The following is a 16,843-nucleotide window of genomic DNA, read 5'->3' as shown; positions in this document are numbered from 1 at the left end:
CTGTTATGTGTAGCTATTATTGATACTTATTATCATTAAGTAAAATGGGTAGTTTCTATACTATTGATAGGTTTTTATGTGAAAACTTTTAATTTTTGATAGGTTTTGTTGTTTGTTTTTTTTCGGGCTGATTCTAAGTAATTGAATTATATTGATTAAATAAAGTAGGTTAAATTGATCTGAAAAGGTTAATCGGGAGAGGTAAGGCTATCCTGATTAGATAGAGGTTATAAAAACCGTTAATTAAACGGTTTTTATAACTGATCGAGTTAATTGCTTGGCGCTTCTGAAGTGCTTAATTCGATATTATAGAAAGTAGCTTGCGCGTAATCCCCGTTGGCTTTATCTATAGCCCACTCTCCTGTGCCGGGACAATTGGTGTACCATATGCCGGGCGCATCTTTACTGCTACATTGGTTATATGCGCCTGCCTTAAAATAAAACCAATCTTTTTGATATCCGTCTGGGTTATCTAACGCATCTACTTTACCGTAAGCATCAATGTTGTTGGATAAATCAATTTGATAGTTTACTTCAGCCTGGTTTTTGGTGGTAAAGGTAAGGTACATAATATTGTTGTGCACGTTAATCACATAACTAAACTCTTCTCCTAATGCGATCCCTGTAGCCGCAGGATCTGTTGGGTTTTCCCAGGTATTTCCCCAAACTGGGTAGGCGACATCAGTACGGTTAGGATCTTTTCTCGGTAGGTTTTTTTCATAAGTCCAAAAAACTGAGCCTGTTGTATGATTTGGCCACTTTTTATAATAAATTTTAATCGGTTCATTTCCCCAGCCAAACTGGTCATCTGTACCATATAGAAGATATTCATCTTTACCTGCATGTATCTGACCGACAACCATAGAGTAAGCAGGGGGCTTATTTGGATAGCCTGCGTGTAAAGAGACTGCATCTACTTTTAATGTGGCTTTTAATTGCCCACCGACACCGGCAAATTTCTTTGCATTGGGATTAGCGGCCAGTGCAAAGTTATTCATCTTATCTTTAGGTCCACCGCCTGAGTTACCGTTCATCATCTGTCTTAATTCACTGCGGGTATTGGTTGAACCGCCCGTTGTAGGAGCTTTGTTTGGTGTGGCAAAGACAACACCACCTTCAGTATTCGCATAGAAAAAATCAGTGTTGTAAAATGTTTTAATATCACTGACGCTAACTTCTCTCGCTTTACCGCTGTTCGCCTCTAAGGGCAGGGTGATTTTCCAATAACTTAAATCAATAATATCTGCTGGCCATACTCCATTTTCAGGAGGGGGAAGGGTACAACCAGAGAGTAATATAGATACACTGACACTGCTCAGTACATATTTTAAAGGTGGATAACGCGTCATAGAAACATTCCTGAATTAATGTAAGTATTAGATAAATCCAGTGTAACCCTAACGCCTTTCATATTTGTAATACAATTATGTAATTGTGAAGTGAGCCTTCAGATAAGTTAATGATAAAAGTTCATTCTTGATGAAGCTCACTAAAGCCACTATGAACCAAAAGGCAATGACAATAAAAGACTAATCATTAGCTTTCTTCAGGGAGTAACCTTAGGATACCTTTACCATCAATGCCTAAGTAAATATAACCATCGTTACCTTGCATAACATTTCTTACTCTACCAATACCCGCTAATAACTTAGTTTGTTTCATTACGTGTTTATTGTTTATTTCTAGCAAGACTAAATGCCCATATTTCATTCCTCCGAGCAATACCTTACCTTGCCATTGCGGATATTGTTCACTGCTAATATAGGCCATACCGGAAGGTGCGATGGAGGGATCCCAATAGAGTTTAGGCTGCTCCATTCCTTGCTTTTCAGTAATATCAGTATAGTTAGTACCAATATAATTAGTGCCATAGCCAATAACAGGCCAACCATAATTTTTCCCCGCTTCAATTAAATTAACTTCATCACCACCTCTTGGACCATGTTCATGTGACCAAAGTTGAGTATTGTCAGCAAGTGTCACTAAACCTTGTGGATTACGATGTCCATAGGAGTAGATGGCTTTTTTGGCGTTAGCTTGTTGATAAAAAGGATTGGAGGTCGGGATACTACCATCAAGATTTAATCGATAAATTTTACCGCCGTCTAATGATAAGTTTTGTGGATTTTTATCACGTTGTCCACGGTCTCCAATGGAAAAATATACAAACTGATCCGTCACGGCAATACGACTGCCATAATGTTGGCCTTTATTTGAATCACCTTCACCAAGGTATAGCTGTTTCTGCTCAACTAACCTATGGTTATTCAGATCTAATTTAGCTCGCATTAAAGCGGTGTTACTGGCTGTCTTATTATTATTGATATATTGGCTAGCATAGGTGAAAAAAACAACTTGGTTATTTTCAAACTTAGGATGCAAAGCAATGTCAAGTAAGCCACCTTGTCCATTGCTATCAATTTCTGGTAAACCTACTATTTCAATGGAAGGTTTACCTTCGCTTAATAACCATAATTTACCTGAACGTTCCGTCGCTAAAATCTGCTCATTGGGTAATTGAACCATACCCCATGGAATAATGATATCAGGCCAAACTACTTGTGTTTGATAAGGCGTTTTATCTTCAAACATAGGCAGTGAAAGGTCAGCTTGTACTGTGCTCGCCAACAAACTGAAGTGAATGAATAGTAGTTTCTGCCAACAAGTCATAATATTTCCTTAGCACATTGAAAATAGATGGTTACAAAGAATAGGTAGATTGTGGTGGTTAATTTTTAACCACTTTATTATGCGAATATTGAAGTAGGTTTACAAGACTGGGCGTCACTTATTATCTAATTGATATTTCATTGGAAATACTCTCCATTTCACTTTGTGTTACAAGAATTTATGTTTTTAATGCAATCAAATCTGTTTTTACTAGGTCTTCTAAACACAATCAGCTACCTAATTGATATAAAACAGCAAAAATCGATAGGTTAGTTGAATGTTGGATCGCTTAGCAAATAAAGAGGACAGAATGAAAAAATTAATTACATCTAGTTTGTTAGCCGTTGCTATGCTCAGCCAACAACAAGTGCTCGCTGAAACGTTTAATAGTGGGGTAAATAAGGTCGCTTTAGTTGAGCTTTTTAGCTCTGAAGGTTGTAGTTCTTGCCCGCCAGCAGAGAAAAAGCTGAGTCAACTCGTTGGTGACCCACAATTATTTCAAACCTTTGTGCCAGTGGCTTTTCATGTCGATTATTGGGATAGATTAGGTTGGACAGATCGCTTTGCCACACCTGAATATACAGCTAGACAATATAGCTTGTCAGCAAATGGTCTTCAACGCAGCGTGTACACACCTAACTTTATTATTTCAGGTGAAGAGTGGAAAGGCTTTTTTAGAGGGCATTCTATACAGGGTGCCGTAGAAGCCATGGCTAAAAGCGCAATTGGTAATTTAAAAATTGATTATCAATCATTAGATTCTCAGCATCAAGTCAAAGCGATTTTTTCACCAAGTGAAGGGGTTGTTGCTGATCAAAGTAAACCACTTATTTTATCCGTCGCCCCCTTAGGAATGGATTTAAAAAGTAATGTTAAGCGCGGCGAAAACCGTAATAAGCAATTACGCCATGAATTTGTTGCACTGGATTGGCAAAAAATGGCGATGACATTTGAAAATAACCAATGGGTGGCGACGTTGAATTTATCTAAAGATGCCCATCAAGAGCAAGCTCAGGCAATTAGTGCATGGGTTAGTAAAGGAAGCAGTTTAACGCCTATTCAAGCAGTAGGAGGATTTATCCAATAGCGAGTTATCGAAAATACTTTTAAAAGGGGCTAATGACCGTGCAGAGGATTAGCTCCTGATTATTTTTTAAATCAAATTGCCTACATCGGTTCGTTAGTCATTTCCGCTTAATGCCAGGCTATAAATTAGTCGCTCACAATAAGTACAGAAGTCTCTAGCATATCGGGGTAAGATATCAGGTATACACTTTTATCTTGATCAACCTTGGTATAAATCATTATGACAAACCAACAGCCTCAGAAAAAAAATTCAACAACACCTATTATTTCGACCTTCAGTGAGCTTGCTAACTTGGCGAATTATTCTTTCATGGATAGGCTTAACTGCGATCCTGATGCGACAGAAAATGGTGTTGACCATACTGAACGACAAGTTTTCTCAGGCCATTATGTGCCAGTTAAACCAACCCCTATTAAAGACCCGCAATATGTTGCGCACAGTAAGCGTTTTTTTGCTGAACTTGGTTTAGCGGACGGTCTAGCTGAGTCTGCGGATTTTATGCGATTATTCTCCGGGGACATTACTCAAGTACCTGAGCCAATGCGCAAAGTAGGGTGGGCGACAGGATATGCACTTTCTATTTACGGTGTTGAGTTCATTCACCAGTGCCCGTTTCAAACTGGTAACGGATATGGAGATGGCCGTGCTATCTCAGTACTTGAAGCGGTGATTAACGGTCAACGTTGGGAAATGCAGTTAAAAGGTGGTGGCCGTACTCCATATTGTCGTGGTGCCGATGGTCGCGCAGTGTTACGTTCAAGCGTCCGTGAATTCTTGGCGCAGGATCATATGCATGCCCTGGGTGTGGCTACTTCACGTTCTTTGAGTTTGTATGTTTCAAAAACTGAAACGGTACAGCGTGGGTGGTATGCAGAAGGATCACGATCGGAAAATCCGGATATGATGGTTACTGAGCCTGTTGCTATTTCAACACGTGTTGCTCCATCATTCCTACGCGTTGGACAAATCGAACTGTTCGCTCGTCGTACCCGTGACGATGGCGAATATGATGAGCAGCTTCACGCCATTGATGAACTTGAAAAAATAGTATTGCACTTGATCGACCGTGAATACGCGGAAGTGATTGACAAAGCACTAAGCACGCCCGAAAAAATAGTCCAATTGACAGGTGAGTTTCGTGAGCGTCTCACCTCATTAATTGCAAACTGGATCCGTGTTGGTTTTTGCCAAGGTAACTTCAACAGCGATAACTGTGCTGCTGGTGGTTTTACCTTAGATTATGGCCCTTTCGGGTTTAGTGACCTGTTTAATCCTCATTACCAGCCTTGGACGGGGGGCGGTAATCACTTCTCGTTTATGAACCAACCTAAGGCTGCACAAAGTAACTTTGAAATGTTTTGCTCAGCATTAAAACCACTATTGGCAACCGATCAAGACGCTTTATCTGCACTTGAAGACATTCAAAGTGAGTTTTCAACCGTGATGGAATCGAAAATGCAAGCTATGTGGGCTGCTAAGCTTGGTCTCAGCTCATTGGATAAGCCTGAACACATGGCAGTACTTCGTGAGTTACAGATGATAATGATGCAAACGCCTATCGATTATACGATTTTCTTTAGAGAGTTATCGTCGATCCCTAACGATATTCGCCCACTTAAGAAAAGCTTCTACACAAATTTAATGCATAAAAGTGCTGAGCAGGAAGCCGAGAGTCAGCAGGTAGATACACGTTGGATAGAATGGTTTGTTAAATGGAAAGCGCTACTTATTAGTGACTGTAATGCCAATGCAGGTACAACACTTGAAGATGTGTCAAAGCAGATGAAGCAAGTGAACCCTAAATACATTTTACGTGAATGGCTACTTAAACCTGCTTATCAACAAGCAGCAGTAGGGGATGACAGTTTAATTCAAGAGCTACAAGAAGTGATGGCGAACCCATACGAAGAACAGTCGCAGTCAGTGGAAGATAAGTTTTATCGCTTGAAGCCGCTTGAGTTCTTTAATGTTGGTGGGGTATCTCACCTCAGTTGCTCGTCGTAATTCGTTGATCCCAAATCAGTGGTAACTGAACAAAGCTTAATAGCCCATTGTTAATGGGCAACGCCAGCTTAGCGGTCAGTTATTCAGCTAGATATTGTTGAAGTGGTATTCGTATTAATTTATGTGAGTACCGCTGTTATCAAGAAAAGAGCAGCGAAGAGAAGCGTATTCGAAAAAACTGCGCGAGCATAATTTGCTTCACCTTTACGATACCAGTTACCGAATATAAATGGCTTGTTAACTTGCATTTTTAACTCAGCAATACTCATATTTTTGTTGATCTTAAGATGGTGCCCAAATACAAAAATTCGTTTAAATAGAATGCAAGAAATAAGGTTGATCCCGATGACTAGCGTTGGCACAGTTATAATCAATGCAATAAAGTCCATTTATCCCCCATAGGTTATAACAACCATTTTACGATCACCTTTTAGCCTAGTGACAAAGCTATAACCAGCACAATAGGAAGCGTGATAATGCTGAAAAAATTGCTGAATAACACCATCGATGCCACTTTTTCTGGCCCAATATTAAATCTTTCTGCGAGCATATAATTCATCACCGCTGGTGGTAGCATAGTAAACAAAAGCAACATTTGTAAATGTAGTGTTGGTAACGGGATAAATAGATAGATTGCTATAAAGGCAATTGCACCTGTAACAAATGACAATACCGTACACATAATCCCAACCTTTAAACCACTAAGGCGAATATTACACATCTGAGAGCCAAGTGATAACAGCATAATCGGGATAGAAGCGCCGCCGAGTAAATGGGTGGCATCATAAAGCGGTTTCCATATGCCAACGCCACTAAGATTTAATACTAACCCTAACAAAGCCGCTAAAAATACCGGCATAGTCAGCATCTTTTTAATAGGGCTCCCATCACTTAATAAAGCGATGCCGATACTAAGGTGTGCGCAGGATGAGATAACAAAAAGCAATACAGCGGGGGCAAGTGCGGTATCCCCAAAAGTATAGGTAAACAAAGGAATAGCTAAGTTACCGCTATTTCTGAACATATTCGACGGTGCCCAAATTTTAAAATTTAACTTAAAAACTTTGCAAATAGGGACCATTAATAGGCCAGGTAATAATACAGCGACAACTGATGCGGTAATTAATGGGAGTTGTCCCATTTCCATTGGCATTACTGCTAAAGATGAGAATACAAGTGCAGGAACAAGTACATCCATATTGATGCGATTGATTGGTTTGAAGTCTGGTTTTAACCAGCGGCCAATAAAAAATCCAACAAGAGTTATCGCAAAAACAGGAAAAAGTATCCCAACAACTTGTGCAAACATAATCATCCTTATGTTCTAAATAGAGAGAGGCCTACTCTTAACTCGATAATGCGTTTAATTAGGCTTTGAACATATTTAATAACATAAACTATTTATATCAACAATATAATGCGGATTGTTATTTTATTGTTTGGGATTGTTGATGTCTTTTGAGGGGGAAGAGTAACTTATTCCTACGGTCTCCCTAGTAATGTATCGCTTTAATTAATCTACAGAAAAAGGCACCTGTAACAATTTTGATGCTATTCCTTTGAGATAAAAGAATAAGTACCTTTTTAACGCATAGCCCATATAAATAGACTAAATATAACCCAGCATTCTTGAGTTATATTTAGCCCTTGGCTATTGCTATTTCTTTAGTTTATAAGCAATAACATAATCACCAATTGTTGTTCCAATAGAACCATGACCACCTGCAACTTGCACGACCATTTGTTCACCTTTACTGTTTAAATAGGTCATTGGAGTGGCTTGCCCACCTGCTGGTAATCGCGCTTTCCACAGCTCCTTACCATCGGATAGGTTGTAAGCTCGCAAGTAATTATCAACCGTCGCCGCCATAAATACGATGCCGCTATCAGTAATAATTGGACCACCAATACCAGGTACACCCATTTCAATTGGCAGTTTAAGTGGCGTCATATCTTCAATAGTGCCATTCTTATGTTTCCAAACCGTCTGACCAGTTTTAAGGTTTGCACCAGCTACAAATCCCCAAGGAGGTTGTTGGCAGGGAATGCCCAGTGGAGAAAGGAATGGTTTTAAATCTACAGCATAATCAGCCCCTTCATTTGAATTAACCCCTTGTTCCCCTTTATTTGAACCACTTAAATCGAGTCCCTCTTTGGGCACTAATGTTGATGTAAAAGCAAGGTAAAGAGGCATTCCAAATAATTGCTGACGTTTAGGATCTATTGCAATACTGCCCCAGTTGAATACACCAAAGTTACCTGGATATATAATTGAGCCTTGTTCTGATGGTGGTGTGTAACGCCCCTCATAGCGTAATTTTTTAAAGTTAATTCTGCATATTAACTGGTCTAATGGCGTTGCTCCCCACATATCCGATTCTGTTAATTTTTCTGGTTTAAAAGATAAAGCAGAAGTCGGTTGAGTTTTAGCTGTGTGATCTCCAACAATCGCACCTTGTGGAGCAGCTTCTTCGGTGATCGGCAATATAGCTTCACCTGTCGCTCTATTAAGCACATAAATATCGCCTTGCTTGGTTGGAATTACCAAAGCGGGTTGTTTTCCTGTTTCAGTGTCTAGATCTAATAAAGAAGGTTGAGCAGGCGTATCCATATCCCATAAATCATGATGAACAAACTGTTGAACCCAAGCGACTTGACCTGTTTTAAGACTCAATGCCACAACAGATGTTGCATATTTTTCTTCAGCAGGTGTGCGGTATATACCTAGTTGATCGGGAGTTCGGTTACCCATTGGGAAATAAGCTAATCCTAACTCCTCATCTGCACTCGCAACAGACCAGCTATTTGGTGAGCTAGTTGCATATAGCTCATCTTCCCCAATTGGTGCTGTTTTATTTGGCTTTCCTGAATCCCAGTTCCACATTAACTCCCCCGTCTTCACGTCATAAGCTCGGATCACACCAGAAGGCGAATTAATATCGTAATTATCATTTACTGAACCAGCCACGATGACTACACCACCTGCTACTAATGGAGGCGACGTTGAATAATAATAACCAGATTGTTTAAATGGCATATTGTGCATTAAATCTAACTCTCCGTTCTCGGCAAAGTTAGCACAGCGCGCTCCTGTGACAGGGTCAACTGCGATAAGACGTGCATCTGATGTGGGTAAAAATAATTGTGCATCGCATTGTAATGCGCTTAGATTTTCTGAAGGTGTTGAAATGGTTTGAACATCAGGAAGTGGTTTACTATCACTTGGTGGTAAATAAGAAACTCCACGACAAGTTTGATGCTGGCGCTGACTTTCAGCGGGTACTTTGGCGTCGTAAACCCATTGCTCTTCACCTGTATCTGCATTTAAAGCAATAAGCCAATTATGAGGCGTACAAAGGTAAAGTGCATTACCTATTTTAAGTGGGGTTGCTTCATAAGTGGTTTCGCCTACATCTTTAGGGCCTTTTTTATCACCTGTTTGATATTGCCAAGCCAATTGTAATTGATCGACATTCTCAGGTGTAATGTTAGCCAAAGGAGAAAATCGTTGCCCCAAATTGCTTCTACCATAAGCATTCCAATCACTTTCATCTACATCACTTGAAAAGGGCATACTAACAGCTCGCGGTAATTGACCCTCTACCGTTGTCGGGGATGTAACCATTAAAGGGGAAAGAGTAGTGGCACTGGTCGCTAACCAGACGGGCAATAAAAATATCCAACCGCGACGATGTTTAACAAAAGCAATTAAGAGGAGAGGGATTGCTAACACTAGGAAAAGTCCCATTCTAGTTGCTAAAGGCCACCAACTGAGACCTGATTCAAGAATTGACCAAACCATTGTCGCCATTAAAAAAATAGCGTAAATAAAGTTAGCGTATGCATTTTTGTTACGCACTAATAATGACACCGCAATGAATGCTATTCCGGCTAAGCAATAATATAAGCTACCACCCAACGCAATTAGCCAACCACCGCCGAGCAATAAGGCTAAACCTATAATAAAAAATAACCCTGATAAAATGATCATAAACACTATCCTTATTTTTTGTGACCTTTGGATACTGATAAAACATGTTGATAAATAGAGTTTTAGTTAGTTGTGATAAATAAAACCTATTAAGAACTGAATTGATTGTGTCTTTTTATAAACTGTATTTTTGTGTGAAACTTAAAATTATTTTGGTATTGAAAATATACTAATGAGTCAATTAACAATCGTGACGAGATTTTGAGCTCGATTAATACCAGCTTAGATTCAATTTTTGGGGGATTTTTTAGCGCTTTTTATAGACACCAAACTCCCTTTTAATGAAAATAAAACTTCATTTTATTGTTTGAAAAAAAGGCCAATTGAATTGGCCTTGAATAAATTATTTAATAAACATTACATAAGAGGTTAAGACCTATGAGAATGTCTTATTAAACTCTTTTTCTGCTTCATCTTTTTCCATACCGTATTTTTCTTGCATTTTGCCTTGGAATACTTCTAGGTTACCGTCAATTTCTTGTAAGTCATCATCTGTTAACTTACCCCATTTCTCTTTGATAGTACCTGAAACTTGTTTCCACTGACCTTTCATAATGTCGTTATTCATAATATAACTCCTTAAGTTAGCTTGAATAAATGCAATATAGTGATTGCGTCGATGTTCTTAGTAAGAAGCATTACAAGTTGCATGCCAATATTTAAGTTGTTGATTACTAATGTTATTTTTTTAATTGGTAAAATTAAAGGTATGCTCACCCTGTAACTATTACAGGGCCAATTGAAAGGTTTTCATGAAGTTCATTATGGAAAGAGGGGCGTTAGAAGTGCCATCATTCCTTAGCTTGCTGAAATCTAAAAATCTCATTTTCAACGTCTCCTTGCTAATGCATAGTGATGTAATGCCCATATACATTGATCTATATGCTATGTTGAACACATGATGTAACTATTACAATAAGTGGAATCGTTAAGGGGAGAGTATGACAATTATCTGGATCTTGATTGCGTTATTTGGTGCTGTTGCCTTGATGGTGATACTCGGTGAGCGTTATGCCAAGCCTATTGATGCGAAACAACAAGCGAAGTACAGTAAAATCTTACCTATTTTAGTATTTGCCATGCTATTCATAGCATTAATCAAACAAGTGTTTGAATCTGGTTATCTTTAATACTTTGTTCTGAATGGTAACCCAGTCTTCATTTATTTAGAGATCTGAGATCTCGTCTCCTCTGTTTTATATTTATTGTCAGTGTTCCGTCCGGTCGGCAAGTTATTTTTCCTCACGCTAAAGAAACCTATACCTTCAAAAAGGAAAGAAAAAGGCTCCTGTATCGTTTTCTGATTTATACCTTTGGGGTAAAGCAATAACGGCTACCTCAAGCACCGCTCATATCCGACGCCCATCTGGAGAGCGCTAGCAACGGTTCCTTACCTTGCTAAGTTCAGTGATTGATTCAGAAAAACTTAATGGGAGGAATGGACCTAGCCATATTGAGGAAGATTTTATTGAAATTTTTTGCTGGTGCTTATTCTAAACATGGGGTATTCAAAAATTTTCTTGAGCAATTAGAGTATGTAATTTCTTCATAGTGAATTATAAAAAATTCACATTAAAACAACGAATTGTACATTTTCAGAACGAAAAACACCCTTTTTTTAGGGGTAAATGTTGGCACATATTTTGTAAATACTTAATCAGCTTAAACAGCTTTAATAGCTTGAAGAGCAACTCTACTAACAAAGTAATTCAGTATGAGTATTAAATAATAAAACACTTATGGAGCATACAATGAAAAAGTCAATTTTAGCATACGCATTAATTTCAACTGGTTTTTTAAGCTCTGCAACATTGGCGCATGCAGAAGCATATAACCCAGATTCCGATGCGGCAGGTGTTTATGTCGGTGGTAACTATGGTTATTTACGAGTAGATAATGATGACGAATTTGATGATGATAAAGACGCTTATCAGCTATTCGTAGGTTACTCTTTGAATGAATATATTGCTGTTGAGGGGAGTTACGTCGATTTTGGTGATTATGGAAACACTGTTGCAAGTGCAGAAACGGATGGATATACCCTTGGGTTAAAATTAGGTTTACCAGTGACAAACAATATCGAAATTTATGCTAAAGGTGGTCAGCTCTGGTATGAAACTGATTACTCTGTACTAGGAGTTGATGGAAACGAAGATGACACTGGGTTATTTGCAGGGGTAGGGGTGAGTTATCACTTAGATAAAAACTGGGCAGTTAAAGTCGATTATACCGTTTATGATAATGATTTGGATGCAGAAAGCGCGGACAGCGATTCTGACTTTTCAACGGATATGAAATACGCCTCAGTTGGTCTTGAATACAAATTTTAAATTCCAAAAAATAAGCTAATAAAATACGAAAAGGCAAATCATGTTGATTTGCCTTTTTTGATATATATCGTCTATTAAATTACGCTAGTTTATGTAGATTTCGACTTTTATAAAACGATGCTGTTGTATAATTCGCTCCTTGCCTGAGCTTGCTAAAGGCTATGTCAAGGTTCAGCAAAAACCTTTATTTAATAAACCTTTATTTAATAAACAATGTTTACAGCAGTACTAACAGATTTTGCACTCTCAATGGCTTGTTCAATATTTTCACCACGAGCAATCGCGACACCTAAACGGCGACCACCATTAATATTGGGTTTTGCAAACAAACGTATCTGCGATCCTGCTACTTTGCCTAGCGCAGTGGCGACACCTTCAAATTGGATATCTTGTGATGTGCCATTACCTAAAATAACACTTGAAGCCGAAGGGCCGTATTGCGTAATATTACCAATAGGGAAACCTAAAATAGCGCGCACATGCAAAGCGAACTCAGATAAATCCTGTGAAATCAACGTCACCAAGCCTGTATCGTGTGGGCGAGGCGAGACTTCGCTAAAGTAAACTTCATCACCTTTTACAAAAAACTCCATCCCAAATAAACCAAAACCACCTAATTCAGTAACCACCTTTGTCGCAATAGCTTGGGCTTTTTGTAATGCTGTTTCAGACATTGCTTGTGGCTGCCATGACTCACGGTAATCACCGTCTTCTTGACGATGCCCAATAGGGGCGCAAAAGTGTATGCCATCAACCGCGCTAACCGTTAACAAAGTGATTTCATAATCAAATGGAACAAAACCTTCAATAATGATACGACCTTCGCCAGTACGGCCACCTTCTTGAGAGTAAGTCCAAGAGTTATCTAAATCTGCATCCGTTTTTACCACGCTTTGACCTTTACCTGAACTGCTCATTACAGGCTTAATCACGCAAGGCTGGCCAATCTCTTTAACGGCTTGTAAATACTCTTCTTTAGTATCAGCAAAAATGTAAGGTGAAGTTTTTACGCTTAACGTTTCAGCGGCTAAACGACGAATGCCTTCTCTATCCATGGTCAATTTTGCAGCACGCGCAGTCGGGACAACATTAAAACCTTGTTGCTCTAACTCCAGCAAAGTATCAGTCGCAATCGCTTCTACTTCAGGAATAATGAAGTCTGGGTTTTCTAAGCGAATGATTTCTTCTAAGCGTTTTCCATCTAACATGCTGACAACATGTGAACGATGTGCAATTTGCATTGCTGGCGCGTTTGCATAGCTATCAGCAGCAATCACTTCGATGCCAAAACGTTGTAGCTCGATAGCCACTTCTTTGCCTAATTCGCCTGAGCCTAACAATAATGCCTTAGTTGCACTTGCCGAGGTTGCCGTACCTAAAATTGGATGTGTCATGTAATTCACTCTTATGTGGATGAAAAGATGAGATATTAAGTTTTGAATTCTAGCAGAAAAAGGGTTTAGCTAGCATTGATTAATAGTAAGAAAGAACCGTTTTCATCATACGGAACTCATTATTCCGTATCTTCGCAAACTATATCCACTGGCTCCGCCCATCGACTAGAAAAGCAGGGTAGCTCTATTTGATGATACTGCTAGCCAGCAAATCAATGACTATCGTTATACCGTGCAAAAGAAGGCTGAACATACCGAACGACGCTTCGAACTGCTAAAAGATAGAAGAAACCAGATACCTTTAAAGTAAGAAAAGTCTGGCTTGAAGTATTTGAGCTAGATGAGAAAAATACAGGAAGAAGATTAAGAATGCCTGTCTCATACTTTTCCTTTTGTGTGTTTTAGGTTTTATTCTTGTCGTGTTGAGGCAAACACTCTTTTTAGTTCAAAGACTAGAGGCTCATGTTTTTAACTAGGCGTTTAAATGAATGGCATGATTAATATAAAATTATGATATTTTATTGCCTTACCAGATTGTTAACTGAAATTAATAAGCCCCAAGGATTAAAAGTGAAAGTAACGTGCCCACATTGCCAAGAAAAAATGAGCCCGAAAGATATTAAAAGCATCAATAAAAATAGCATCTACGTAGAAAAGCAATGTCCATCTTGTGATGGTTGGTTTAGCTTAAATAAGCGGTTAACGAAAATAAAAACACTCGGGATGACATTATTACTAATAACCAGTCTATTAAACATCTTTGGTATTAAAAGTGAGTACAGCATTATATTTTCAAGTATCGGTTTAGTAGGTGTTTTGGTTGCCTTACTCATTACTTTTATAGGTAAAAATGAAAAAGTGGATAAGCCAAGGCATTAAGTAAAAAGAAACTAGATCCGAATTCATAGTTATCTTCGTTTGATAAAGATGGCGATTAATTCAGAAAAGCTTATTGGGAAAACGGACGTAGTCATATTGAGATAAGTTTTATTGTAAATATTTGATATTGATAATTTAAATATGCGGGCGTCCAGCCTTTTTTTAACTAATAGATCTATTTTTATAATGGTGGGTAAAATGTATCACATAAGTGAAAAAGAAATCATTAAAGCTATAAAAGCTAAGCGTTATTCTGCTCTTACTTTTTTAGAGCAGCATCGAAATACTTCAGAAAACAAATGGTATTTAGGTTTTTATTACTTTATTCAAGATCTTAAACAAGAAAATACCCAAGAGACGTTTAGTGAAATTATATTAAAATATGGTAATAAATCATTTGCATACAGCTACTTGGGGGATACCGCTAGTAAAATTTATAGTGAAATTTTAAATGAACATATTCCAACTTGTTTTTATAAGAAATCAGTAGAATTGGATAATGGCAATATCGACGGCCATCGCGGATTATACTATAAAGATCATAATATGAGTTCTTGGCTTTATGTGTTGGAATTTCACTATAAAAAATGTGAATACGATGTTGTCATACATTTAATTAACACTTCTTGTATTACTTTTAAAAATACAAAAAACTTATTAGCTGCACAATGGACGCTTATAAAAAAAATAGTTATGGATGAAGAGGTTACATGTAAATCAAATTTACTTATATTGGCTCATTTCCACCTTGATGAAATTGAGGAAGGCTTAACTATTATTAATTCAATGGATAAAATTAGTTACGATATTATACAGCCATATGCAGAGAAAGGCTTAGTTGATAAAGAGAAGGTAATATCTAATATTTATCCATTTCAAGTACCTGATTTTTGTAGCGATGATTATAAAAGCATTTATCAAAAGTATTTGAAAGAAAACTTAATGACAAGAGAAACAATTATCAAGTCTGCGTTTCAGGCCAAAGAATTTCATGCTGTAATTACTCATTATGACGAAGCACCTAAAAGCGATATATTGTTCAGACATAGTTTCAGCGCTCGAATTTTTTATGTATTAGCTAAGTTGCAATTAAATGACGAACTAGATGAAGAAATAATGCAGTGTATTCATAAGAATAGTGATTCTTTGCAAGGTGAAAACAACTCACTTTATAAAATATTAAAGTTTAAATTAAAAACTAAAGAGTTAGAGGAACACTTTGAAAGTGGACAGTCGTTACAATACCCAATAGATAATTTTGAAACTTATATTCAAGCTAAAAATATTATTGATAGCTTAGATTTAATGATGTATTTCCAATATTCAACATTAAAAGAAGAACTTAAGGCTATTAAAGAGCTGTGGAATAAAGCTTATTATCAGAATGAATTTGAAAAAAAGAAGAATAAAAAGCTTGGTTCAACTTTATTGGATCAAGATTTATTAGGTTTTTATAATTTAGGAATAAAAGCTGAAGAATATGATTACGTAATAGATAGCATTGTTGATATCCATACAAAAAATTTACCTACGATGGCCTCGTGCAACATACTTGGTGTTTGTTATGAAAGAAAAGGTCAATTATCGTTAGCATTTGAGCAATACAAATACGGTTTAAATTTAATGCTCTCATCTGAAGAGAAAGATCATGTCATTATTGGAAATTATATTGCTACTGGAACAAAACTATCTGATGTAGATATTTCAGAAAGCGATTTTGTGAAACTAAAGCAAATATTCAATATTGCGATAACCAATCAATTTCAATGGAATACATTTACAGCAGATGGAATGAAGCGCCTATTCAAATATTCTTATTTTAATATGAACACTCTTGATGCTTTAACAAATCAATACTTTTACTTATCAAGCAGAGAGCAATTAAATGATCCAATAGAACTACCTATGTTAAATAAAGTAGGCGAAGGGCAGCTTATTGACTCAAACTATCGAACATTCTCTCTATCTCTCAATATTAACTCCATGCTGATGTGGTCTCATTATGCTGAAGAGCATCAAGGGATAATGATTGAATATTGGTTTGGTGGTGAACTTCCAGAGGGCGTTGGAATAGAGAAAATCTCCTACACTGAAGAATTAAAACGAAATGCAGAACAAGATTTATTTATATTCAATCAATTTTTACTAACTAAAAATAAGGGATGGGAGTATGAGCGTGAAGTTAGATTATTTTCAAACCATATGAATAAAATATATTTTGAAAAATTTGACTATCCAAATCATGATAGAAATAGAATTAATGCAGAGATAGTTTGTATTACTTTAGGCTATAAATTCCCAGATAATAAAAGAGAGCTTATTAAAAAGCTTATTACTCGAATAAACGAGAATAAAAGAAACTTTGAGCAAAAAATATCACTCAAAGAAGCTTATATTAGTGATGATGATAAGTTTTCAATAAAGTATCGCCAAGTTAATCTTTAATCTTAAGAGGTAACTTTTTTTAGAGTGGTTTAAGGGGCGCATA

The 16,843-nt window shown here is 37.3% G+C and carries 13 protein-coding genes; 6 read left to right on the top strand and 7 right to left on the bottom strand.

Going from position 1 to position 16,843, the window contains the following annotated elements:
• Nucleotides 1-269: 269 nt before the first annotated feature.
• Both OW492_RS09995 and OW492_RS09990 read right to left on the bottom strand, forming a co-directional pair.
• A complete protein-coding gene (locus OW492_RS09995) occupies nt 270-1,349 on the bottom strand; it encodes a polysaccharide lyase family 7 protein (protein WP_290039816.1) in 1,080 nt (359 codons plus the stop codon).
• A gap of 187 nt (nt 1,350-1,536) precedes the next feature.
• Nucleotides 1,537-2,670 (bottom strand): PQQ-dependent sugar dehydrogenase, encoded by a 1,134-nt coding sequence (locus OW492_RS09990; protein WP_290039815.1) that lies wholly within the window; start codon nt 2,668-2,670, stop codon nt 1,537-1,539.
• A 310-nt stretch (nt 2,671-2,980) separates the two neighbouring features.
• Between OW492_RS09990 and OW492_RS09985 the strand changes: the two genes are divergently transcribed.
• Nucleotides 2,981-3,757: a DUF1223 domain-containing protein gene (locus OW492_RS09985; protein WP_290039814.1), complete on the top strand. Its 777-nt coding sequence runs from the start codon at nt 2,981-2,983 to the stop codon at nt 3,755-3,757.
• A 219-nt stretch (nt 3,758-3,976) separates the two neighbouring features.
• The gene (locus OW492_RS09980; protein ID WP_290039813.1) at nt 3,977-5,761 is read left to right on the top strand and encodes a protein adenylyltransferase SelO family protein; all 1,785 of its coding nucleotides are present in this window, start codon (nt 3,977-3,979) and stop codon (nt 5,759-5,761) included.
• A 119-nt stretch (nt 5,762-5,880) separates the two neighbouring features.
• Here the strand turns inward: OW492_RS09980 and OW492_RS09975 are convergent, their stop codons facing one another.
• The 4 genes from OW492_RS09975 to OW492_RS09960 form a co-directional block, all read right to left on the bottom strand.
• Nucleotides 5,881-6,150, bottom strand: coding sequence for a hypothetical protein (locus tag OW492_RS09975; RefSeq protein WP_290039812.1), 270 nt, complete (start codon nt 6,148-6,150; stop codon nt 5,881-5,883).
• A gap of 41 nt (nt 6,151-6,191) precedes the next feature.
• Nucleotides 6,192-7,070 (bottom strand): AEC family transporter, encoded by an 879-nt coding sequence (locus OW492_RS09970; RefSeq protein WP_290039811.1) that lies wholly within the window; start codon nt 7,068-7,070, stop codon nt 6,192-6,194.
• 348 nt (nt 7,071-7,418) lie between these two features.
• Complete coding sequence (locus OW492_RS09965) at nt 7,419-9,752, bottom strand: glucose/quinate/shikimate family membrane-bound PQQ-dependent dehydrogenase (protein WP_290039810.1); 2,334 nt, start codon at nt 9,750-9,752, stop codon at nt 7,419-7,421.
• Nucleotides 9,753-10,128: 376 nt separating this feature from the next.
• Nucleotides 10,129-10,320, bottom strand: a complete 192-nt coding sequence (locus tag OW492_RS09960; RefSeq protein WP_290039809.1) for a CsbD family protein — start codon at nt 10,318-10,320, stop codon at nt 10,129-10,131.
• A gap of 373 nt (nt 10,321-10,693) precedes the next feature.
• On the opposite strand from OW492_RS09960, the gene OW492_RS09955 reads away from it, so the two are divergent.
• The gene (locus OW492_RS09955; RefSeq protein WP_290039808.1) at nt 10,694-10,882 is read left to right on the top strand and encodes a hypothetical protein; all 189 of its coding nucleotides are present in this window, start codon (nt 10,694-10,696) and stop codon (nt 10,880-10,882) included.
• A gap of 621 nt (nt 10,883-11,503) precedes the next feature.
• Complete coding sequence (locus OW492_RS09950; protein ID WP_290039807.1) at nt 11,504-12,082, top strand: outer membrane beta-barrel protein; 579 nt, start codon at nt 11,504-11,506, stop codon at nt 12,080-12,082.
• A gap of 203 nt (nt 12,083-12,285) precedes the next feature.
• On the opposite strand, the gene purT is transcribed toward OW492_RS09950, so the two are convergent.
• Nucleotides 12,286-13,476 (bottom strand): formate-dependent phosphoribosylglycinamide formyltransferase, encoded by a 1,191-nt coding sequence (gene purT, locus OW492_RS09945; protein ID WP_290039806.1) that lies wholly within the window; start codon nt 13,474-13,476, stop codon nt 12,286-12,288.
• A 570-nt stretch (nt 13,477-14,046) separates the two neighbouring features.
• Between purT and OW492_RS09940 the strand changes: the two genes are divergently transcribed.
• Nucleotides 14,047-14,355, top strand: coding sequence for a hypothetical protein (locus tag OW492_RS09940; protein WP_290039805.1), 309 nt, complete (start codon nt 14,047-14,049; stop codon nt 14,353-14,355).
• A gap of 198 nt (nt 14,356-14,553) precedes the next feature.
• Entirely contained in the window at nt 14,554-16,800 is a 2,247-nt protein-coding gene (locus OW492_RS09935; RefSeq protein ID WP_290039804.1) for a DUF2971 domain-containing protein, read from the top strand.
• Nucleotides 16,801-16,843 lie beyond the last annotated feature (43 nt).

The organism is Psychromonas sp. 14N.309.X.WAT.B.A12 (assembly GCF_030397575.1).
Classification (GTDB): Bacteria; Pseudomonadota; Gammaproteobacteria; order Enterobacterales; family Psychromonadaceae; genus Psychromonas.
The sequence above is the reverse complement of the archived record's forward strand: the minus strand, read 5'-3'. Positions and strand labels throughout refer to the sequence as shown.